Source organism: Paraburkholderia sp. JHI2823 (genome assembly GCF_038900695.1).
Taxonomy (GTDB): domain Bacteria; phylum Pseudomonadota; class Gammaproteobacteria; order Burkholderiales; family Burkholderiaceae; genus Paraburkholderia; species Paraburkholderia mimosarum.
In genome coordinates this window covers 24,400-46,353 of sequence record NZ_JAYMRY010000035.1, presented here as the reverse complement: position 1 = coordinate 46,353, position 21,954 = coordinate 24,400, and the positions used below count along the sequence as shown (strand labels likewise).

The 21,954-nt window shown below is 64.8% G+C and carries 21 protein-coding genes and 1 tRNA gene; 11 read left to right on the top strand and 11 right to left on the bottom strand.

Annotation, left to right across the window (positions count from 1 at the left end; translation table 11 throughout):
* The first annotated feature begins 22 nt into the window (after positions 1-22).
* Positions 23-592: a CNP1-like family protein gene (locus VSR34_RS28805; RefSeq protein WP_028214048.1), complete on the top strand. Its 570-nt coding sequence runs from the start codon at positions 23-25 to the stop codon at positions 590-592.
* Positions 593-693: 101 nt separating this feature from the next.
* On the opposite strand, the gene proB is transcribed toward VSR34_RS28805, so the two are convergent.
* From proB to rplU, 4 genes are all read right to left on the bottom strand, one after another.
* Entirely contained in the window at positions 694-1,812 is a 1,119-nt protein-coding gene (proB, locus tag VSR34_RS28800) for a glutamate 5-kinase (protein WP_028231733.1), read from the bottom strand.
* A gap of 85 nt (positions 1,813-1,897) precedes the next feature.
* A complete protein-coding gene (gene cgtA / locus VSR34_RS28795) occupies positions 1,898-3,001 on the bottom strand; it encodes an Obg family GTPase CgtA (protein WP_028214050.1) in 1,104 nt (367 codons plus the stop codon).
* A 202-nt stretch (positions 3,002-3,203) separates the two neighbouring features.
* The gene (gene rpmA / locus VSR34_RS28790) at positions 3,204-3,470 is read right to left on the bottom strand and encodes a 50S ribosomal protein L27 (protein WP_028214051.1); all 267 of its coding nucleotides are present in this window, start codon (positions 3,468-3,470) and stop codon (positions 3,204-3,206) included.
* A gap of 26 nt (positions 3,471-3,496) precedes the next feature.
* Complete coding sequence (gene rplU / locus VSR34_RS28785) at positions 3,497-3,808, bottom strand: 50S ribosomal protein L21 (protein ID WP_007180329.1); 312 nt, start codon at positions 3,806-3,808, stop codon at positions 3,497-3,499.
* 283 nt (positions 3,809-4,091) lie between these two features.
* Here rplU and VSR34_RS28780 point away from each other — a divergent pair, with 283 nt between their 5' ends.
* The 9 genes from VSR34_RS28780 to VSR34_RS28740 all read left to right on the top strand — a co-directional run bounded on the left by VSR34_RS28780 (position 4,092) and on the right by VSR34_RS28740 (position 12,126).
* Positions 4,092-5,084: a polyprenyl synthetase family protein gene (locus tag VSR34_RS28780; protein WP_028214052.1), complete on the top strand. Its 993-nt coding sequence runs from the start codon at positions 4,092-4,094 to the stop codon at positions 5,082-5,084.
* A 47-nt stretch (positions 5,085-5,131) separates the two neighbouring features.
* Positions 5,132-5,208: transfer RNA gene (locus VSR34_RS28775), tRNA-Pro, on the top strand.
* Positions 5,209-5,410: 202 nt separating this feature from the next.
* Complete coding sequence (locus tag VSR34_RS28770; RefSeq protein WP_028214053.1) at positions 5,411-6,730, top strand: HlyC/CorC family transporter; 1,320 nt, start codon at positions 5,411-5,413, stop codon at positions 6,728-6,730.
* Between the two features lie 153 nt (positions 6,731-6,883).
* Positions 6,884-8,113 (top strand): GspE/PulE family protein, encoded by a 1,230-nt coding sequence (locus tag VSR34_RS28765; protein ID WP_036020427.1) that lies wholly within the window; start codon positions 6,884-6,886, stop codon positions 8,111-8,113.
* Positions 8,110-9,330, top strand: a complete 1,221-nt coding sequence (locus VSR34_RS28760) for a type II secretion system F family protein (RefSeq protein ID WP_028231735.1) — start codon at positions 8,110-8,112, stop codon at positions 9,328-9,330. Before VSR34_RS28765 ends, VSR34_RS28760 begins: the two co-directional genes overlap by 4 nt.
* A 28-nt stretch (positions 9,331-9,358) precedes the next feature.
* Positions 9,359-10,276, top strand: a complete 918-nt coding sequence (locus tag VSR34_RS28755; protein ID WP_036020416.1) for an A24 family peptidase — start codon at positions 9,359-9,361, stop codon at positions 10,274-10,276.
* A 4-nt stretch (positions 10,277-10,280) separates the two neighbouring features.
* The gene (gene coaE / locus VSR34_RS28750; RefSeq protein WP_028214057.1) at positions 10,281-10,901 is read left to right on the top strand and encodes a dephospho-CoA kinase; all 621 of its coding nucleotides are present in this window, start codon (positions 10,281-10,283) and stop codon (positions 10,899-10,901) included.
* Between the two features lie 219 nt (positions 10,902-11,120).
* Positions 11,121-11,876 (top strand): cell division protein ZapD, encoded by a 756-nt coding sequence (gene zapD / locus VSR34_RS28745; RefSeq protein ID WP_028214058.1) that lies wholly within the window; start codon positions 11,121-11,123, stop codon positions 11,874-11,876.
* Positions 11,877-11,931: 55 nt separating this feature from the next.
* A complete protein-coding gene (locus tag VSR34_RS28740) occupies positions 11,932-12,126 on the top strand; it encodes a DNA gyrase inhibitor YacG (protein WP_028214059.1) in 195 nt (64 codons plus the stop codon).
* Between the two features lie 91 nt (positions 12,127-12,217).
* On the opposite strand, the gene mutT is transcribed toward VSR34_RS28740, so the two are convergent.
* The 4 genes from mutT to secA form a co-directional block, all read right to left on the bottom strand.
* A complete protein-coding gene (gene mutT, locus VSR34_RS28735) occupies positions 12,218-12,658 on the bottom strand; it encodes an 8-oxo-dGTP diphosphatase MutT (RefSeq protein WP_028214060.1) in 441 nt (146 codons plus the stop codon).
* On the bottom strand, positions 12,655-13,527 hold the full coding sequence (locus tag VSR34_RS28730) for an ATP-binding protein (protein WP_028214061.1): 873 nt from the start codon (positions 13,525-13,527) through the stop codon (positions 12,655-12,657). Before VSR34_RS28730 ends, mutT begins: the two co-directional genes overlap by 4 nt.
* Before the next feature lie 29 nt (positions 13,528-13,556).
* A complete protein-coding gene (gene argJ / locus VSR34_RS28725; protein WP_028214062.1) occupies positions 13,557-14,798 on the bottom strand; it encodes a bifunctional glutamate N-acetyltransferase/amino-acid acetyltransferase ArgJ in 1,242 nt (413 codons plus the stop codon).
* A gap of 121 nt (positions 14,799-14,919) precedes the next feature.
* Entirely contained in the window at positions 14,920-17,724 is a 2,805-nt protein-coding gene (gene secA, locus VSR34_RS28720) for a preprotein translocase subunit SecA (RefSeq protein WP_342964179.1), read from the bottom strand.
* A gap of 394 nt (positions 17,725-18,118) precedes the next feature.
* Between secA and VSR34_RS28715 the strand changes: the two genes are divergently transcribed.
* Positions 18,119-18,592, top strand: coding sequence for a DciA family protein (locus VSR34_RS28715; protein ID WP_028214064.1), 474 nt, complete (start codon positions 18,119-18,121; stop codon positions 18,590-18,592).
* An 89-nt stretch (positions 18,593-18,681) separates the two neighbouring features.
* On the opposite strand, the gene lpxC is transcribed toward VSR34_RS28715, so the two are convergent.
* The 3 genes from lpxC to ftsZ form a co-directional block, all read right to left on the bottom strand.
* Entirely contained in the window at positions 18,682-19,599 is a 918-nt protein-coding gene (gene lpxC / locus VSR34_RS28710; protein WP_342964178.1) for a UDP-3-O-acyl-N-acetylglucosamine deacetylase, read from the bottom strand.
* Positions 19,600-19,855: 256 nt separating this feature from the next.
* On the bottom strand, positions 19,856-20,365 hold the full coding sequence (locus VSR34_RS28705) for a peroxiredoxin (protein ID WP_028214066.1): 510 nt from the start codon (positions 20,363-20,365) through the stop codon (positions 19,856-19,858).
* A 304-nt stretch (positions 20,366-20,669) separates the two neighbouring features.
* Positions 20,670-21,872, bottom strand: coding sequence for a cell division protein FtsZ (gene ftsZ, locus VSR34_RS28700; RefSeq protein ID WP_342964177.1), 1,203 nt, complete (start codon positions 21,870-21,872; stop codon positions 20,670-20,672).
* Between the last annotated feature and the right edge of the window lie 82 nt (positions 21,873-21,954).

Genomic DNA, 21,954 nt, shown 5'->3' with positions numbered 1-21,954 from the left:
CCGTGCTTCGAGGAAAACCAATTTGAAACGATTTGCTCTTGCTGCGGCATGCGCCGCAGGCGGTGTGCTGCTTGTGTCAGGACTGGCGGCATGCTCCAGTTCAGGTCCCACGAACAAGGACGATAGCGCGTTCGTCTATCTGCTTGACCGCAAGGGCGAATGGCAGGAGAACAAGCTCGAAGGCTTGCCGACGCTGCCGCAGGCCGACGCGAAACTGTTGCCGTTCGACGTTTCCAACAACTCGCCGCTCAAATTCGCCGTCGATCCCGCTTCGCTCACGGTCGGAACGGACGGCGTCGTGCGCTACACGATCGTCATCACGAGCCCGTCGGGCGCGCGTAATGTGAACTACGAAGGGATTCGCTGCGACACCTACGAGTGGCGCCTCTACGCGAGCCTCGACGCCGATCACAACGGCTGGGACCAGACCGTCGCGAACAACTGGTCGCGCATCGAGAACGGCACGCTCAATGCGTACCGGTCGAGGCTTTATCAGGACTACTTCTGCGCGAACAAGATGCCGGTCGCCAAGGCGCCGGCCATCATCGAGAACCTGCGCTACGGCCGGACGCAGTCGACGCTGGTGCGATAAGCGACACGCCATTGCAGGCTGCATCCGCATAAAAAGAAGCCGCTGTTGCCCTGAGGCACAGCGGCTTTCTGCTTTTTGCGATGCGCGCCGAAGACTGGCGCTCAGACGAGCACGAGATTGTCGCGGTGGATGAGTTCGGGCTCGAGCATATAGCCGAGGATGCTCTCGATGTCGCCGCTCGGATGACGCTGGATGAGCTTCGTTTCCGCGCTGCTGTAATTGGTGAGCCCCCGCGCCACTTCCACGCCCGCGCCGTTCAGGCACGCGATCACCTCGCCTCTCGCGAATGCGCCCTGGACGCCGGTCACGCCGATCGGGAGCAGGCTCTTGCCGTCAGCGGTGAGCTTCTGGACGGCGCCGTCGTCGATGACCACATGTCCGCGCACCTGCAGGTGGTCGGCCATCCACTGCTTGCGCGCCGCCATGCGCGCCGTGCGTGCGATGAGCTGCGTGCCGATCGCCTCGCCGGAAGCCAGCCGCACGAGCACTTGCGCTTCACGGCCGCTCGCGATCACCGTGTTCGCGCCGCTATGCGCGGCGCGCTTGGCCGCGAGGATCTTGGTGAGCATGCCGCCGCGACCGATGCTCGACCCCGCGCCGCCCGCCATTGCCTCGAGCTCCGGCTTGCCGGCGTCGGCCTCCCGCACGAGCGTCGCCGCGGGATCCTTGCGTGGATCGGCCGTGTAAAGCCCGGTTTGATCGGTCAGGATGATGAGCGCATCGCCTTCGATCAGGTTCGCGACGAGCGCACCAAGCGTGTCGTTGTCGCCGAACTTGATTTCGTCGGTGACCACGGTGTCGTTCTCGTTGATGATCGGGACGACGCCCAGGCGCAGCAACGTCAGGAGCGTGGAGCGCGCATTCAGATACCGTTCGCGATCGGCCAGATCGGCGTGCGTGAGCAGGATCTGCGCGGTGCGAATGTCGTGCTCGGCAAAGCGGCTCTCGTACACCTGCGCGAGGCCCATCTGCCCGACCGCGGCGGCGGCCTGGAGTTCGTCGATCTCGCGCGGGCGCTTCGTCCAGCCAAGGCGCTGCATCCCTTCGGCGATCGCACCCGAACTCACGAGCACGACTTCCTTGCCCTGCTCACGCAGAGCCGCGATCTGCGCGGCCCAGCGGCCGATTGCCGCATGATCGAGCCCGCGCCCGTCGTTGGTGACGAGGCTCGAGCCGACTTTCACTACCAGACGCCGCGAATCGGCGATGACGGAACGCATACTGCGCGGTCTCCCAAATGACTGATGACGCGTGAAGCTTCCTTGGCGCGGCCGGCGCGGCTCGCGCGCCGGACTGTGCGGCGCATTACTCCTGCGGCTGCCCGGCGTTCGCGCCTGGTCCTTCACGGAAGCGCACGTCGGACGCGAGGTCTTCGGCTTCGGCCGCGCGGCGCGCGTCCGAGTGCGCCGAAACGTAGTCGAACACCGCGTAGCACAGGTTCTCGCAGCCTTGGCCCGTGAGTGCCGAAATTTCGAACACGGGGCCGTCCCACTCGAAACGCTTCACGAAGTCGGCAATGCGTTCGGCACGCTCGTCTTCCGGCACCATGTCGAGCTTGTTCAGTACGAGCCAGCGCGGCTTCTCATAGAGCGTCTCGTCGTACTTGCGCAGCTCGCCGACGATCGCCTTCGCCTCCGCGACCGGATCGACGGTTTCGTCGAACGGCGCGAGATCGACCAGATGCAGCAGCAGGTTGGTGCGCTGCAGATGGCGCAGGAATTGGTGACCGAGCCCTGCGCCTTCCGCGGCGCCTTCGATCAGGCCCGGAATGTCGGCGATCACGAAGCTCTTGCTCGGCCCGACGCGCACCACGCCGAGATTCGGCGCGAGCGTCGTGAACGGATAATCGGCGATCTTGGGCTTCGCGTTCGACACCGAGGCGATGAACGTGGACTTGCCCGCGTTCGGCATGCCGAGCAGGCCGACGTCGGCCAGCACTTTCAGCTCGAGCTTGAGCATGCGGCGCTCGCCGGGCTTGCCATCGGTCTTCTGGCGCGGCGCGCGGTTCGTGGACGACTTGAAATGCAGGTTGCCGAGGCCGCCCGCGCCGCCCTTCGCGACCATGACCTGCTGCTCGTGCTCGGTCAGGTCGGCGATCAGCTCGCCCGTGTCCAGGTCGGTGATGACCGTGCCCACCGGCATGCGCAGCACGATGTCGTCGCCGCCCTTGCCGTAACAGTCCGAGCCGCGGCCGTTTTCACCGTTACGCGCCTGGTGCTTCTTCGTGTAGCGGTAGTCGATGAGGGTGTTGATGTTGCGGTCGGCCAGCGCGTAGACGCTGCCGCCGCGCCCGCCGTCGCCGCCGTCCGGGCCGCCGAAGGGGACGAACTTCTCGCGTCGCATCGACGCGCTGCCATCGCCCCCATCGCCGGCGATGACTTCGATCTTCGCTTCGTCAATGAACTTCATGCGTTACTCCGTCCCGTGTATGTCGGTATTTTGCCCGCCCCGGCCGAACTGGCCAACCTGGCCGAACGGCTGACGACGCCCGGAGCCCGAATCGGACCCTGAAAGATTCAAGATAAACAAAAAGGCCCCGCAAACTTCGCGGGGCCCTTCTTGCGTCGCGTCGCGTTTAAGCCCGCTCGCGAGCGGTCTAAAGCCTGGCGGCTCAGGCCGCTGCTGCCGGGACGACGTTGACCAGTTGCTTGTTGGCTGCGCCCTTGATCGTGAACGAGACGTGGCCGTCGACCAGCGCGTACAGCGTGTGGTCCTTGCCGATGCCGACGTTCAGGCCCGGGTGCATGCGCGTGCCGCGCTGGCGAACGATGATGCCGCCTGCGAGGATTGCCTGGCCACCGAACACCTTCACGCCAAGTCGTTTCGACTCTGAGTCGCGGCCGTTACGTGACGACCCGCCTGCCTTTTTGTGTGCCATTTGTTTGCTCCTTTACCTGCGTGCGCTTACGCGTTGATCGCGTCGATGCGCAGTTCGGTGTAGTTCTGGCGGTGGCCGCCATGCTTCTGGTAGTGCTTCCGGCGACGCATCTTGAAGATCGTCACTTTGGCGTGTCGGCCTTGCGACACAACGGTGGCCTTGACGGAAGCCCCACTGACCAGCGGCGTACCGAATTTAATCGATTCGCCTTCGCCCACTGCGAGAACCTGGTCGAGCGTGATTTCTGCGTCAATGTCAGCCGGTATCTGTTCTACTTTAAGTTTTTCGCCAACGGCAACCTTGTACTGCTTGCCGCCGGTTTTTATGACCGCGTACATTGAGAACCTCACTCTTCAGTAATTCCGAACACACTGCGCGCTCGGAAACCCTCGATTATACATAGAGTTAGCTGCGAGGTCAAAGCCAATGCTAGTTCGTCGCCCGGGCGCCGCAAATGCTGTCAGACCGGCGTCACACGTCATCCGCGCAGCATAGCGCCAGCACGCATGCACCCTGGCGGGCAGCGGCAAAATAGAGGGAGCCATCACCCGAACAGCAGGGGAGCGTCCGGCATGCGGTCGATTCGCCTTATAATCCGCGGCACTACCCATATTTGCCATCATGCCGTCCACCGCCACCCCATCCCCGAGCGCAGCCACCCTGCTAGCCCCCATCGTCAGCGACATGGAGCAGGTGAATCGTGTCATCCGGCAGAGCCTGGCGTCCGAGGTGATGCTGATCAACCAGATCTCCGAGTACATCATCGGCGCGGGCGGCAAGCGGCTGCGTCCGGCACTCCTGCTGCTCGTGGCAGGCGCGCTCGGCGATCGCGGCACGCAACGCCATGTGCTCGCGGCGGTCGTCGAGTTCATTCACACGGCCACGCTGCTGCACGACGACGTCGTGGACGAATCGGACCTGCGCCGCGGCCGTCAGACAGCGAATGCGCTGTTCGGCAACGCCGCGAGCGTGCTGGTGGGCGATTACCTGTATTCGCGCTCGTTCGAGATGATGGTGGGCGTCGGCAAGATGCGCGTGATGGAAATTCTCTCGGCGGCCACGACGATCATCTCCGAAGGCGAAGTCCTGCAGCTCCTCAACATGCACGACGCCGACGTGGACACCGACCGCTACATGCAGGTGATCCGCTACAAGACCGCCAAGCTTTTCGAAGCCGCGGCGCAGCTCGGCGCCGTGCTGTCGGGAGCGGATACGCGCACCGAGGAAGCGGCGGCCGAGTACGGTCGGCGCATCGGCACGGCGTTCCAGATCATGGACGACTGGCTCGACTATACGGGCACGCCCGAATCGATGGGCAAGAACGCCGGTGACGATCTGCGTGAAGGCAAGCCCACGTTGCCGCTCATCTGGCTGATCGAGCACGGCACCGCGGCGGAAGCGGCGCTCGCGCGCGAAGCGATCGAGCAAGGCGGCACGACGCGCTTCGACGAAATCTTCGCGGCCATCACGCGCTCGGGCGCGCTCGAGCACACGCTGCAATGCGCGCGCGCCGAGGCACAGGCCGCCGCCGCTGCAATTTCGGCGTTCCCCCCTTCCATTTACAAAGATAGCCTGCTAGAATTATGTTCTTACTCGACGACGCGCCAGTCTTGAACAAGACAAAGCGGGCCGTAGAGTCTAGTAGGAAACTGCAGCAAATTCGGGGTGTAGCTTAGCCTGGTAGAGCGCTACGTTCGGGACGTAGAGGCCGGAGGTTCGAATCCTCTCACCCCGACCAGAATTTCAGAAAAACCGCGCATGCATTGCGCGGTTTTTTTTCGCCTGCACCTCCTTGCATGCGCCCGCGGCGGGCCACGCGCGCGGAACGATCAACGCGATCAACGGGCTCATCCGTTCGGCCAGTGGTCCCGGAACTGCGCTGGAACTGCGGTACCCCTCTGTTATAGTTTCCCCATCCGCTCCCCTCCCTTTCTCGACGCGTGGACCACCTTCCCTTATGGGCGCAGATTTGCGCCGTCTTCGTCCTGCTCATCTGCTCCAGCTTCTTCTCCATCTCCGAAACGGCGATGATGGCGCTCAATCGCCATCGGCTCAAACACCTCGCCAATCAAAGCGCACTCGGCGCAAAGACCACGCAGAAACTGCTCGCGCGCACGGACCTGCTGCTCTCGGTGATCCTGATCGGCAACAATCTCTTCAACACGATCATCCCGGTTCTCACGACCTCGATCGCCCTGCACACGTTCGGCCACAACAGCCTCGTGCTCTCGATCGCAACGGGCATCGTCGCGTTTCTCATCATCGTGTTCGCGGAAATCACGCCGAAAATTGTGGGCGCAACCTTCCCGGAAAAAATCGCGCTGCCGGCGAGCCTCCTGATCGCGCCGCTCATGCGTGTGACGAAGCCACTCATCTGGTTCGTCAATATGTTCGCCAACACGATCCTGCGCGTGCTGCATATCAATACGCGTAAAGCGCATGACCAGCGGCTCTCCACCGAGGAGATTCGCACCATCGTGCTCGAGTCAGGCAGCTTCATGCCCACCAAGCACCGCAGCATCCTGCTGAACCTGTTCGATCTGGAAAACATCACCGTCGACGACGTGATGATCCCGCGCCGTCGCATCGAAGCACTCAACTACGACTCGCCGCTCGACGAGATCCTGCATCAACTCGAAACCTGCTATCACAACAAGCTGATCGTCTATCAAGGCGATATCGACCGCGTGCTCGGCGTGCTCCATGTGCGCAAGACGCTCGCCGCACTGCACAACCAGGACTTCGAGCGCGAGACCTTGCGCGAACTGCTCACCGAGCCGTATTTCGTGCCCACCGGCACACCGGTGTTCCAGCAGCTTCAATACTTCCAGGAAAGCCGTCACCGCATCGCGCTCGTCGTGAACGAATATGGCGAGATGGAAGGGCTCGTGACGCCCGAAGACATCATCGAAGAGCTGATCGGCGAGTTCACTACGTCGATGCCGCGCAGCGGCACCGGGCGCGGCGGCTGGAACGACGAAGGCGAATGCATCGTGCCGGGCAGCATGCCTTTGCGCGAACTCAATCGCTGGCTCCATATCACGCTGCCCACCGACGGTCCGAAGACGCTCAACGGGTTGATTCTCGAAGTTCTCCAGGAGATTCCGGAAGGTGACGTGTGCCTGCAGATCGGCGATGTCAAGCTCGAAGTGCTGCGCAGCGACGACCAGGCCGTGCGCACGGTCAAGCTGTTCAAGCCCGGCGCGAAGCCGCGCGAGCGCACGCTGCAAAGGGCAAAGAAGCTGCTCCCGGGACGCTAGCCGTTCGGCCAGGTGGCGGCGTAGCGCGGCGCGAGCGATGATGAAACCATCATTTGTTCGAGGTGGCTTCGCGCCGGCAATTCGATGCTTTCTAGTCCTTATCATGCTGACGGCACGCCGGAGCGCTTCGCCGCCATGACTTCGGAAGGCGCCATGAGCGGCGGCGCGGCGCATCGCCTGCCCGTGCCAGCTTCGGCACCGCCTTCCGATGATGCACCGGCCGTTCGCCTGCTCTCGGAAACGCTTCGCGAAGCCGCGCGGCGCAACGCCTCCGATTTGCACATCGAGCCGATGGAGCACGGCTGGCGCGTACGTCTGCGCATCGACGGCGTACTGCACGAAATGGCGAGGCCGCCTGCGCATTTGCGCGATGCGTTCGTCACGCGCATCAAGGTGCTCGCGCGCATGGACATCGCCGAGCGGCGCATTCCGCAGGATGGCAGACTGCGTCTCGCGCCCGCCCCGGCGTCGCAAGCCGCCGAGGACTATCGCGTGAATTCGCTGCCCACGCTTCACGGCGAGAAACTCGTGCTGCGCAGGCTCGAAGCACTTCCTGCGAATCTCTCTCTTGCCGACCTGGGGCTCGACGAGGCTCAGCGACGCACAGTTGCCGATGCGATCGGGGCGCCGCATGGTCTCGTGCTCGTAACGGGCCCGACCGGCAGCGGCAAAACGCTCTCGCTGTACTGCTTCCTGCAGCGGCTCAACGGCATCGCGCGCAATCTCTGTTCGGTGGAAGACCCCGCAGAAATACAGCTTGCGGGCATCAACCAGATCAACGTGCGCGAGAAGGCCGGGCTCACCTTTGCGGTGGCACTGCGCGCGCTGCTGCGCCAGGATCCCGACGTCATCATGATCGGCGAGATTCGCGACGAGGAAACGGCCAGCGTGGCAGTGAAGGCCGCGCAAACCGGCCATCTCGTGCTCTCGACGGTGCATACAAACGACGCAAGCACAGCCTGTGCGCGGCTGATCGACATCGGCGTTGAGCCGTATAACCTGGCGGGCGCGCTCCGGCTCGTCACGGCGCAGCGTCTCGTTCGTCGGCTCTGTCCACAGTGCCGCATGTGCGGCGAAGCGTCGGCGGATGCGCTGAGTGCGGCGGGATACGATGCGCGCGGCGGTGACATGACGCAGCCGTATGTTGCGCGCGGCTGCGAGGCCTGCCACGGTATCGGTTATCGGGGGCGCGTGGGCATTCACGAAGTCTTGCCGATATCCGAGGCCATTCGCGACCTGATCGCCGCAGGGCGCGGCGCGCACGAGATCGCACGCGAAGCACGTAGAAGCGGCGTGGCGACGTTGCGCGACGCGGCGCTGGCACGCGTGCGCGACGGCACCACGAGTCTCGAGGAAGCGCTCGCCGCCACGGAAGCGCCATGAGCGCCGCGCACAACCATCGCAGCCCGTCAGAGTGGCGCTTCGCGTGGCGCGGCCTCGATGCATCGGGCGCGACGAAGCGAGGCACCTTGATCGCGCTCGACGCCGCAACTGCGCGCGTCGCGCTCAAGCGCGAACGCATCACGGTTCTCGCGATCGAGCGCAGGGCGAGCGCACCCGCGCCCAAGGCGAGTCATGCGGACGTCACGCGCTTCACACGTCAGCTCGCGAGCCTTCTGCGTGCGGGCCTGCCCCTCGCAAATGCGCTCGACCTGCTCGCGCAGACGGCGGGTCCGCACGGCATGCCACGCATCGCCGCCGCGCTCGCACGCGACATTACGACCGGCCTGAGGTTTGCAGACTCGCTCGCGCAACATCCAGCGCGCTTCAACCCACTCTACTGTCAGCTCGTTGCCGTTGGCGAAGCCTCGGGGGCGCTCGCGGCCGTACTCGCTCGTCTCGCCGACGACCGGGAGCGCGCCGCTGCGCAGCGCGCCAAGGTCCGCGCAGCGCTCACTTACCCCGTGTCGGTGCTGCTGCTCGCGTTCGTCATCACCGCGGCGTTGCTGGTCTGGGTGGTGCCTACCTTCAAGCAGATCTTCGACGGTTTCGGCGCCTCGCTGCCCGCGCCCACGCAGTTCGTGCTGATGCTCTCGGCTGGCGCAGCGCGCTGGAGCCTGCCGGCCGCCATCGCCGCGACGACAGCGACACTCGCCGTGCAAGCGGGCCTGCGCCGCTCGGAAGCCGCACGCATCGCGTTCGGGCGCACGGTGCTGAAGCTGCCGCTATGCGGCGCGCTGCTCACCACGTTGTGTGCGGCCCGCTGGAGCCGCGCGCTCGGCACCCTGCTCGCCGCCGGCACGCCGCTCACCGACGCCTTCGATTCACTCGCGCACGCAAGCGGTAACGCGTTCTTCGATCGGGCGAGCGCGGGCATCAGCACGCGCCTGCGCCACGGCGAGCGGCTCGCCGCCGCCATGCGCGCGGCGGGATGCTTTCCGCCCGACGTCGTCCAGCCCGTCGCGGTCGCTGAGGAATCGGGCGCGCTCGACGCCATGTTGCTCGATGTAGCCTCGCTCGCCGACCGCCAGGTCGACGAAAAAATAGCGCTCGTGTCGAGCCTCTGCGAGCCCCTCATCATCGTCGTGCTCGGCGCACTGGTCGGTGGGCTCGTCGTCGCGATGTATCTTCCCATCATTCAACTGGGCAACGTGGTGTAGCATCGCTGCCAGATTCCTGCTCCTTCCCATGCCCGTCCCACTTATTTCCGCGCCCGACACCGCAACGCCCTTCGCCGCCGCTCTCGGCGGCCTGCCCTTTGGCGTGCTCATGAGCTTCGCCATTGCATTCGGACTCGTCATCGGCAGCTTTCTCAACGTCGTCGTGCACCGGCTGCCGATCATGCTCGAGCGCGCCTGGCGCGCCGATGTGGCCGAAGCGACCGGCACCCCGGGCCCGCTTTTCGAAGACGACGGGCTGCCTGCGCGGTATAACCTCTGGCTGCCTCGCAGTGCCTGCCCGCACTGCGGCCACGTGTTGCGTGCCTGGGAAAACATTCCGGTCATCAGCTGGCTCGCGCTGCGCGGGCGCTGCTCGCATTGCCACGCTGGCGTGAGCGTGCGCTACCCGCTAATCGAACTGGCGAGCGCGGCATGCGCAGCCGGCGCGTTGCTCGCCTTCGGGCCCACGGGCAAGGCGCTCGCCGCCTTCATGCTGTGCGCGGGGCTCATCGCGGCGAGCGCCATCGATCTCGAACACCAGATGCTGTACGACGAGATCACGCAACCCCTGTTGTGGGCCGGGCTCCTCGTCAACTTCACCGGCACCTTCGCGGGGCTACGTGAAGCGGTGATCGGCGCAGTCGCCGGTTATCTGGCGCTCTGGTGCGTCTATTGGCTCTTCAAGCTGCTGCGCGGTGTGGAGGGCATGGGCCACGGCGACTTCAAACTGCTCGCTGCGCTCGGCGCATGGCTCGGCTGGAGCGCACTGCCGCAGATCGTCGTGATCGCCGCGGTGGCTGGCGCGCTCGTCGGCATTGCCGCGACGTTGATCGGGCGCATGCGTTTCGAGGAACCGTTGCCTTTCGGCCCGTATCTCGCCGCGGGCGCGATCATCACACTGTTTGTCGGAACACCGCTCTATGGCGTTTTTGCGTGGGGGACATGATCCAATGTTCGCGGTCGGATTGACGGGTGGCATCGGCAGCGGCAAATCCACCGTTGCCGATTGCTTTGCGGCGCGCGGTGTAACGATCGTCGACACCGACCTGATCGCGCATCGCATTACCGCACCGCAGGGCGTAGCGATGGCGCAGATCGCCACAGACTTCGGCGCCGAATTCGTCGCGGCCGACGGCTCCATGGACCGTGCGCGCATGCGCGCACTCGTGTTCGGCGACGAGTCCGCGCGCAAGCGGCTCGAAGCCATCACGCATCCGCTGATCCGTTCGGAAACCGAACGCGAAACGCGCGACGCCAAGGGGCCTTATGTCATTGTGGTCGTGCCCTTGCTCGTCGAATCCGGCACATGGAAGACACGCGTCGATCGCGTGCTCACCGTCGATTGCAGCGTGGAAACGCAGATCGCGCGCGTCATGCGCCGCAATGGCTTCACGCGCGACCAGGTGCTCGCGATCATCGCGCGCCAGGCCACGCGCGAGGCGCGCCTTGCGGCCGCCCACGACGTGGTCGTGAATGACACCGGCACAACGCTCGAAACGCTTGCCCACGATGTCGACGCATTGCATCAGTCGTATCTCAAGCTCGCTGCGCAAAAGCGCGGCAATGCGTAAAGCAGACCGACCAGAAGCGCTCGCGCACTCACGGTTTCCCCCCAGAACTCAGGCTAGGCGCGCGAGTCGACACGCATCCCGATGCGGCGCGACTACCAGCACCCCGGCGAGAATCCGGGACATATCGGCAGAACGCCGGGCCGGCGCGATTGCGACCGTAGTCCCACGGCATTAGAATGTCCTGCAATCCGTCACCTACCACGCCCGAGGCGAGCGCGCTTGATTCTTTACGAGTATCCCTTCAACGAGCGAATCCGGACGCTGCTGCGCCTCGAGGACCTGTTCGAGCGCTTCACGTTTTTCCTGACCCAGGAGGATCCGAGGGAACATCACGTCGCGCTCACGACGCTCTTCGAAATCGCCGAAGTCGCAGGCCGCGCCGACCTCAAGTCGGACCTCATGAAGGAGCTCGAAAGGCAGCGCCAAACGCTAGCGCCCTTCCGCGGCAATCCTGGCATCGAGCAGAATGCGCTCGAAACCGTGCTCGGTGAAATCGAGCAAACACTCGCCGGTCTCACGCAGATGCAAGGCAAGACGGGCCAGCATCTGATGGACAACGAGTGGCTCACGAGCATCCGCAGCCGCGCGATCATTCCCGGCGGCACGTGCAAGTTCGACCTGCCGTCGTATTACGCGTGGCAACAGTTGCATGCCGACCAGCGCCGTCAGGACATTGCCAAGTGGGTCACGCCGCTCCTGCCGCTGCGCGACGCCGCCGCCATCGTGTTGCGCCTCGCGCGCGAGTCGGGCCAGGCATCGAAGGTCATGGCGATGCAGGGCAGCTATCAGCAAATGCTGTCGGGCCGTGCGTATCAGCTCATGCAGGTACGCGTGGCACCGGAATTGCGCGTGATTCCCGAGGCGAGCGCTAACAAGTACATGCTCTGGGTGCGCTTCACCGTGCAGGACGGCGATTTGCGTCCCCGGGCCGTCGATCAGGACGTGCCGTTCCAGCTCACGCTCTGCAGCCTGTGAAGTCCGCCGCATCGTCACTGTCACGTTCGATCAAACGCAACCACAGTTCTATCGCATGACCACTGTCGTCAAATGCCCCAGTTGCGGCAAGGAAGTCCGTTGGGTGCCGGAAAGCCGCTTCCGCCCATTCTGCTCCGAGCGTTGCAAGCAAATGGATCTCGGCGCGTGGGCGGCCGAAAAATACCGAATCGGCGGCGCCGACGACGAGACGCCGCCTGAAGATGCACCGCCCACGGATACGCGTCAATAAGCGGCGAGAAACGCTTGCGACAACCGATAAAAAAGGCCGCTGTGCGACATGCACAGCGGCCTTTTGCATCGTCATGGCCCGTCAGTCAGTATCATTCCGCCGCGAGCCACTCCAGCACAGGAATCGTCGCGGGCAATAGCGGCTCGACGCTCGCCGGCAGCGACTGCCACACGAACGCCTGACCTTCGCGACCATGTGGCTCGCCGGTCCACTCGGTCACCTTGCAGAAGAAGAGACGCACATAGGCGTGCGGGTAATCGTGTTCGAGCGTGTGCCACAGGTGACACGCCTTCACGTCGATCCCCAGTTCCTCGTGCAGCTCGCGAGCAAGCGCGGCCTCGACAGTCTCGCCCGCCTCCAGTTTTCCACCCGGAAACTCCCAGTAGCCTGCGTACGGCTTGCCTTCGGGCCGCTGCGCAAGCAGGTAGCGGCCATCGGGCTGCACCAGCACACCCACTGCGACTTCCGTCACCGGGCGCGTGTTCACGCCTGTCCCTGCGCCGTCTTTTGCTGCGTTGGCTTCGGCGCTCATGCTTCTTGCGCCTTCTTGCCCGACCAGTCGCGCGCGAACTGCCATGCCACGCGGCCCGAGCGCGAACCACGCTCCAGCGCCCAGACGAGCGCGTCGCCACGCGCCGATTCGACTTCGGCGTCGTCGCAGCCGAAATGGCGCAGCCAGTGGCCGACGATCGTCAAATAGTCGTCCTGCTTGAACGGATAGAAGCTCACCCAAAGGCCGAAGCGCTCGGACAGCGAGATTTTTTCTTCGACGACCTCACCCGGATGAATCTCGCCGTCGGGCATGTGCTTGTACGTCTCGTTGTCGCTCATGTACTCGGGCAGCAGATGGCGGCGGTTCGAGGTCGCGTAGATCAGCACGTTGTCCGACTGCGCCGCGACTGAGCCGTCCAGCGCCACTTTCAGCGCCTTATAGCCCGACTCGCCTTCTTCGAACGAGAGGTCGTCGCAGAACACGATGAAGCGCTCGGGGCGCGTCGAGATCAGATCGACGATATCGCCGAGGTCGTGCAGATCGTCCTTGTCGACTTCGATCAGGCGCAGTCCGTCCCGCGCGTGCGCGTTCAGGCATGCCTTGATCAGCGACGACTTGCCGGTGCCGCGCGCGCCCGTGAGCAGCACGTTGTTCGCGGGCTTCTTCTGCACGAACTGGCGCGTGTTGCGCTCGATGAGGTCTTTCTGGCGGTCGATGTTCTGCAGGTCGTCGAGCGAGATCGGCGAGATGGCAGGCACCGGCTGCAAAAAGCCGCGCCCCTGGCGCTTGCGCCAGCGGAACGCGACGGCCGCGTTCCAGTCGACGTCGGGCGCCGAGGGCGGAAGCACGGCTTCGAGGCGGCCGAGCAGCGCTTCGGCGCGGGTCAGAAACTTTTCGAGCTTGTCCATGGGGTGAGGGCTTGAATCAGGGACCGAATTTAAGAACGATAGTCGGCGTTGATGCTCACGTAGTCGTGCGAGAGGTCACAGGTCCAGATGGTGGCCTGCGCGTCGCCGCGGCCGAGCAGCACGCGAATCAGGATCTCGCTCTTTTTCATGACGCGCTGGCCGTCCTCTTCGCGGTACGCCGGATTGCGGCCGCCCGCCTTGGCGACGAGCACGTCATCGAGATAGAGGTCGATCTTGTCGACGTCGAGGTCGGTCACGCCCGCATAGCCGATCGCGGCCAGGATACGGCCAAGGTTGGGGTCCGAGGCGTAGAACGCCGTTTTCACGAGCGGCGAATGACCGATCGCATACGCGATCTGACGGCACTCGGCCACGTCCTTGCCGCCTTCCACCTGCACCGTCATGAACTTGGTCGCGCCTTCGCCGTCGCGCACGATGAGTTGCGAGAGCTCCTGGGCAACGGCCGTCGCGGCGTCGCGCAGCGCGGCATACGCGGGCGAGTCCGTCGAGCTGATCGCAGGCAGGCTTGCCTTGCCCGAGGCGATCAGGATGAACGAGTCGTTGGTCGAGGTGTCGCCGTCGATGGTGACGCAGTTGAACGAGCGATCGGCCACGTACTTCACGAGTTCGTCGAGCACCGGCTGCGCGACGTTGGCGTCGAAGGCGAGGAAGCCGAGCATGGTCGCCATGTTCGGCTTGATCATGCCGGCTCCCTTGCTGATGCCCGTGAACGTGATCGTGTGGCCGTCGATCGCGACCTGGCGCGACACCGCCTTCGGCAGCGTGTCGGTCGTCATGATGGCCTGCGCGGCGTCGTACCAGTTCGCGGCCTTGCGGTTCTCCAGCGCGGCGGGCAGACCGGCCTTCAGGCGGTCGATAGGCAGCGGCTCGAGAATCACGCCGGTCGAGAACGGCAGCACCTGCGAGGGCTCGAGGCCCGCGAGGCGCGCCAGTTCATCGCAGGTTTCGCGCGCGTGCGCGAGGCCCGGCTCGCCCGTGCCGGCGTTCGCGTTGCCGGTGTTCACCACCAGCGCGCGGATGCCCTTGCCGCCCGCGCGCACCTTCGCGAGATGTTCGCGGCACACCGTCACGGGCGCGGCACAAAACCGGTTCAGCGTGAATACGCCGGCCACGCTCGCGCCTTCGTCGACGGAAATCACCAGCACGTCCTTGCGGTCAGGCTTGCGGATGTTGGCTTGCGCCCAGCCGAGCGTCACGCCGGCGACCGGATGAAGTTGAGCGGGATCAATCGAGGGGAAATTGACAGCCATGGTGGAGACTCGTCGAAAAGGCGATGCCGGCGAAGGCGCTGAAGGCCTGGCCGGCATCGGGATTCAAAACGCAAGGCCCGTCCATAGGAGCGGGCCGCCGGAATCTACGATCAAGCCTGCGTCACGTGATCTTGCCGTGACACAGCTTGTATTTTTTGCCGCTGCCGCACGGGCACGGATCGTTGCGGCCCACTTTCGGCAGGTCGTTGCCGACCGGCGGCGTATGGCTCATGGCCGCGCCCATCATGGCGGCGGCGGCATCGGCCGCGACCGGTGCGGCAGCCGCGGGAGCCGGTGCGGTGTCGGCTTCGGCAAACTCCGCGTGGCGGAACTCGACGTTCTCGAGATGATGGCCCTGCTCTTCGATCTGCTCGGCCGCCTCTTCGAGCTGCTGCGGCGACTGGATCTGCACGTTCATGACGATACGCGTGACTTCGAGCTTCACGGCTTCGAGCATCGCGGCGAACAGTTCGAACGCCTCGCGCTTGTACTCCTGCTTCGGGTTCTTCTGCGCATAGCCGCGCAGATGGATGCCCTGACGCAGGTGGTCGAGCGCCGCGAGGTGTTCGCGCCAGCTGCGGTCTAGTGTCTGGAGCATGACCGAGCGCTCGAACGCGCTGAACGATTCGCGGCCCACGAGCGCGACCTTCTGCTCGTACGCTTCGTCGGCGGCCGCGATTACGGCTTCGAGAATCTCGTCGGCGTCGATCGACGACGACTCGTTGATCATCTCCTGGATCGCGAGGTCGAGCTGCCATTCGTTGCGCAGCACTTCTTCGAGCTCCGGCACGTCCCACTGCTCTTCGATGCTGCCATGCGGCACGAACTGGCGCACGATGTCGGTGATCACGCCATGACGCATCGCGCCGATCGTTTCGGTGATGTCATGCGCTTCGAGCAATTCGTTGCGCTGCTGGTAGATCACCTTGCGCTGGTCGTTCGACACGTCGTCGTATTCGAGCAGCTGCTTGCGGATGTCGAAGTTGCGCGCTTCGACCTTGCGCTGCGCCGACTCGATCGAACGCGTGACGATGCCCGCCTCGATCGCCTCGCCCTCCGGCATCTTCAGGCGGTCCATGATCGCGCGCACGCGGTCGCCCGCGAAAATGCGCAGGAGCGGGTCTTCGAGCGAGAGATAGAAGCGCGACGAGCCCGGGTCGCCCTGACGGCCCGCACGGCCGCGCAGCTGGTTGTCGATCCGGCGCGACTCGTGACGCTCGGTGCCGATGATGTGCAGGCCGCCCGCGGCCTTCACCCGATCGTGCAGCGTCTGCCACTCGTCGTTCAGTTGCTGGATGCGGCGCGCCTTTTCGTCGGCGGGGATGGCGTCGTCGGCCTCGATGAACGCCGACTGCTTTTCGACGTTGCCGCCCAGCACAATGTCGGTGCCGCGGCCCGCCATGTTGGTCGCGATGGTGACGCGCTGCGGACGGCCCGCTTCGGCGACGATCGCCGCTTCACGCGCGTGCTGCTTTGCGTTGAGCACTTCGTGCGGCAGACCGGCCTTCGTGAGCAGGTTCGAGAGCAGCTCGGAGTTTTCGATCGACGTCGTGCCGACGAGCACCGGCTGACCGCGCTCGTAGCATTCGCGGATGTCGCGGATCACGGCGTCGTAGCGTTCCTTCGCCGTCTTGTAGATCTGGTCCTGCTTGTCGATCCGCTTCGGCGTGCGGTTCGTCGGGATCACGACGGTTTCGAGGCCGTAGATCTCGTTGAATTCGTACGCTTCGGTGTCGGCCGTACCCGTCATGCCCGAGAGCTTCGCGTACATGCGGAAGTAGTTCTGGAACGTGATCGAAGCGAGCGTCTGGTTCTCGCTCTGGATCTTCACGTGCTCCTTCGCTTCCACGGCCTGATGCAGGCCGTCCGACCAGCGGCGGCCGGCCATCAGACGGCCGGTGAACTCGTCGACGATGATGACTTCGCCGTTCTGCACCACGTAGTGCTGGTCCTTGTGGAACAGCGTATGGGCGCGCAGCGCGGCGTACACGTGGTGCATCAGCGTGATGTTCTGCGGCGCGTAGAGGCTTTCGCCCTGGCCGATCAGGCCCCACTCGGCGAGCATGCGCTCGGCCTTCTCGTGGCCCGATTCGGTGAGGAACACCTGGCGCGCCTTTTCGTCGAGCGTGTAGTCGCCCGGCTTTTCGACGCCCGTGCCGTCGGCCTTCTCTTCGCCGATCTGCTGTTCGAGCAGCGGCGGCAGCGCGTTCATGCGCACGTAGAGTTCGGTGTGGTCTTCGGCCTGGCCCGAGATGATGAGCGGCGTACGCGCTTCGTCGATCAGGATCGAGTCCACCTCGTCGACCACGGCGAAGTTCAGCGCACGCTGCACGCGCGCCTCGGTCTCGTAGACCATGTTGTCGCGCAGGTAGTCGAAGCCGAACTCGTTGTTCGTGCCATACGTGATGTCCGCAGCGTAAGCCTGCTGCTTCATCGCGTGGTCCATCTGCGACAGGTTGATGCCGACAGTCAGACCGAGGAAGTTGTAGAGGCGGCCCATCCACTCGGCGTCGCGCTGCGCGAGGTAGTCGTTCACGGTCACGACGTGGACGCCGCGGCCGGACAGCGCATTCAGGTACGCGGCGAGTGTCGCGACGAGCGTCTTGCCTTCGCCGGTGCGCATTTCGGCGATCTTGCCGTAGTGCAGCACCATGCCGCCGATCAGCTGCACGTCGAAGTGGCGCATCTTGAGCACGCGCTTGCTCGCCTCGCGGCAAACGGCGAATGCCTCGGGCAGCAGCTCGTCGAGCGACGTCCCATTGGCCACGCGCTCACGAAACTCGACCGTCTTCGCGCGCAGCTGCTCGTCGGTGTACTGCTCGATCTTCGGTTCGAGCGCGTTGATCGCCACGACCGTCTTCTGATATTGCTTGATCAGGCGCTGATTGCGGCTGCCAAAGATTTTCTGTAAGAAACCGGTGGTCATCGGATCGGTGTCTGCGTCGCGGCTTCGGCCGGGATTCCTGACGGCGGGCTGATCGCGCACCGTACACGCTGCACGCGCGACGGGCACCCTGCACCCGGACCGGAAGGACCTCGGCGGCTTAAGCCCAAAAATGGTGGATTCGAATCGGGCATTTTAGCACGCGCCCCCTCACTCGCCTGTGTCAGCGCGAAGAGGGCTGCGGCGCGCGCAATGCCCGCACGGACGGCCCTCCCGCCCTGTGGCGCAAGGCCGTGAAACGAACCTGGCCAGATGGCCGGAAGGCACGTGGCTGGGCGTGCCGCAAGCTACAATGGCGGCATCGGAGCCCCGCCACGCGATTAGCGGTGCCGAGCTCACCTGACGCTGCCTGCGCACTCGTCCATCCTTCTGCCACATGAGCCGTTTCTCGCCGTTTTCAAGGTCCAGGGGACCGTACGCCCCGCAGCCGCTAGCCGAAGTGCTGAGCCGCACGGACGCGTTCGCGCCCTTGCGCGCCGGCGTCGAGCAGATCGCGGCCATTCAGCGCGATCTGAACGCGCTGCTGCCCGACTATCTGGCCGCAAGCGTTGAGCCCGGCTTCATCAAGGACCGCACACTGGCCCTGTTCGCCGCGCACAATGCGCTCGCGGCCCGTCTGCGCCATCTCGAACCGCGGCTCGTGGCCGACCTGCAGGCGCGCGGCTGGCCGCTGGACAGCGTGCGCATCCGCGTGCGACCGCAGGCTGTGAAGGACCCCGCTCCGCCCAAGCAGGCGCGCATGACGCCGGCCGGCGCGGCCGCGCTCCAGGCGCTCAGCGAAACGCTGGAGCCCTCGCCGCTGCAAGCCGCGCTGGCGAGGATGGCGGCCCGCCACACGAAAAGGCGCTGATCCGGCGCACGCGAATCACATCGCGGCGCGTCAAATGACAAGGGGCGGCATCTAGCCGCCCCTTCTCGCTGGCAAGTCCCGAAAGACGCTCAGGCGAATGCCGTCTGCGCCTCGTAGCCGAAGCCGCGCGGCGCCTTTTGCGGATCGTCGAACGTGACGATTTCGTACGCGTCCTCGTGCACGAGCAGCTCGCGCAGCAGCGCGTTGTTCAGGCCGTGGCCCGACTTGTACGCATCGTAAGCCGCCAGCAGCGGATGACCCACCACGTAGAGGTCGCCGATCGCGTCGAGCATCTTGTGCTTCACGAACTCGTCGTCATAGCGCAGACCGTCGTTGTTGAGGATGCGGTACTCGTCCAGCACGATCGCGTTATCCATGCTGCCGCCGCGCGCGAGGCCCAGCTCGCGCATCATCTCGACTTCGTGCGCGAAGCCGAACGTGCGGGCGCGCGCGATCTCGCGCACATACGAGGTGTTCGCGAAGTCGACTTCGAGCGCCTGGCCCGTTTTGTCGACGGCCGGATGGCGGAAGTCGATCGTGAACTTGAGCTTGAAGCCGAAAAATGGCTCGAGGCGTGCAAACTTGTCGCCGTCGCGAATCTCGACCGGTTTCTTGACCTTGATGAACTTCTTGGGAGCGTTCTGCTCTTCGATGCCCGCCGACTGGATCAGGAACACGAACGAAGCCGCACTGCCGTCCATGATCGGAATTTCCTCGGCGGTCACGTCGACGTAGAGGTTGTCGATCCCAAGGCCCGCACAGGCGGACATGAGGTGCTCGATCGTCGAGACGCGCGCACCGTCTTTCTGCAGCACCGAGGCGAGGCGCGTGTCGCCGATCGCCATTGCCGATGCGGGGATGTCCACCGGCGTCGGCAAATCCACGCGCGAAAACACGATGCCCGTGTTCGGCGCCGCCGGACGGAGCGTCAGGTCAACCTTGCGGCCCGAATGAAGGCCGATGCCGACTGTCTTCACGATCGACTTGATGGTTCGCTGCTTCAACATGGTCATTCTGCTCATTGAAAATCCCAATCGGGACTTTTTAATTCATAGTGCGGATTATACCCTAGTTGCGGCCACCCCGTCGTACTCCCGGGCGTGACAAACTGTTTCCCCGGATTACCCCGTCGGGATGAAGGGCGGGCCGATACCCGGAACGGAGGCGTTCCCGGATGATCGGCCCGCTCGGCTCACGTAATCGCCTGTCACATTTGCTTCGCTTCTCGCGTTGCGTGCGGGCAACGCGAAGCAGCGAACGCCTTCATGCGCGGGTCAACGTGGCCAGTATGCTCGCGGCATCGCTCACTTCGAACTTGCCGGGTGCTTCGACGTTCAGCGTCTTGACCACGCCGTCGTCGACCACCATCGCATAGCGCTGGGAGCGGATCCCCATGCCACGCGCCGACAAATCCTGCTCCAGTCCGAGTGCACGAGTCAACGCCGCGCTGCCGTCGGCCATCATGCGTACCTTGCCCGAGGTACGCTGATCACGTCCCCACGCGCCCATCACGAACGCGTCGTTGACGGACACGCACCAGATTTCGTCGACACCGGCCGCGCGCAGCGCGTCGTAGTGCTCGACATAGCCCGGCACGTGCTTCGCGGAGCACGTCGGCGTGAATGCGCCCGGCAATCCGAAGATCACCACGCGCTTGCCCGCCGCTTCCTTGCGCACGTCGAAGCTGTTCGGCCCCAGCGTGCAACCCTCGCGCGCGTCTTCGACGAACTCGAAGAGCGTCGCGTCGGGCAGCGTTTCACCCTGTTTGATCATGACTCGTCCTTCGCAACGATGCGCAAGCGTCGTGCGCTGGCGTGCGGTTGGCCGCCCCACGGCTGGCCGCCCCATGCAATGTCGGGCAACGATGTACTGCAAGATTACACAGGTTCGTTGGGCGACACCGCGCCCCTCCCCCACGCCTTTTGCGTGGCGGGCAACCGTCCCTGCCGCGCATCCTTGCGGATGCGGCCTTGCTGGCCTTGCTCGCCTTCATTGCTACGCCTCGCGCATGACATCCGTCTGCCGGCTGAGCGCAATCCGTGCGCCCGGCCGCAGTCAGACTCGCTCGCGTGACGACTCAGTCCGCCTGCTTGCGCAGGAACGCCGGGATGTCGTACGTGTCGACGCCCTTTTCCTGCAGCGCCTGCACGTGCGAAGCCGCGGTGTCGCGCGACGTGCGCCACACAGCCGGCGTATCGAGCGCGCCGTAGTCGGCCGTGTTGCCGTGGCCGCTGTGCTGCGGTGCGTACGAACCCGCCGGAGCCGGAATCGGATGATTGTCCGTGCCCGTGCGCAGCAGTTGCATCGGCGCGGCCTGTTGCTTCTTCGCAGCGCGGCCGAGGCCCGTTGCCACCACCGTCACGCGCAGTGCGTCGCCCATCGCGTCGTCGTACACGGCGCCGAAGATCACCGTGGCGTCTTCCGCAGCATAGCTCTTGATGGTGTTCATGACTTCGCGCGTTTCCGACAGGCGCAGCGAGCGGCTCGACGTGATGTTGACCAGCACGCCGCGCGCACCCGACAGATCGACGCCTTCGAGCAGCGGGCTCGCCACGGCCTGTTCCGCCGCGAGGCGCGCGCGATCGACGCCGGCAACCGTCGCCGTGCCCATCATCGCCTTGCCCTGCTCGCCCATCACCGTCTTCACGTCTTCGAAGTCGACGTTCACGAGGCCGTCGACGTTGATGATTTCGGCGATGCCTGCAACTGCGTTGTTCAGAACGTCGTCCGCGCACTGGAAGCACTTGTCCATCTCGGCGTCATCGCCCATCACGTCGAACAGCTTGTCGTTCAGGACGACGATCAGCGAGTCGACGTGATCCTCCAGTTGCTGCGAGCCGGCTTCCGCCACGCGCATGCGCTTGCCGCCTTCGAACTCGAACGGCTTGCTCACCACGCCAACGGTGAGAATGCCCATTTCCTTGGCGATCTGCGCGACGACCGGGGCCGCGCCCGTGCCGGTGCCGCCGCCCATGCCGGCGGTGATGAAGACCATGTGCGCGCCGCGCAGTCCGTCGGCGATGCGCTCACGCGCTTCCTCAGCGGCCGCGCGGCCCATTTCCGGCTTCGCGCCCGCGCCCAGGCCCGTGTTGCCGAGCTGAATCACGGTCGATGCGCGCGAGCGCGAGAGCGCCTGTGCGTCCGTGTTCATCACGATGAAATCGACGCCTTGCACGCCGCGGTTGATCATGTGCTGCACGGCATTGCCGCCAGCACCACCAACGCCTACCACCTTGATGATGGTGCCGTTGGTTTCCGTTTCCAGCATCTGGAATTCCATGTTGCCTCCGTCAAGAAAAAGATTCCGCTCCTCGGCCGTTATCCAGCGGAAGATCGGGCAACCCTCCACTGCGCGCCAGCCG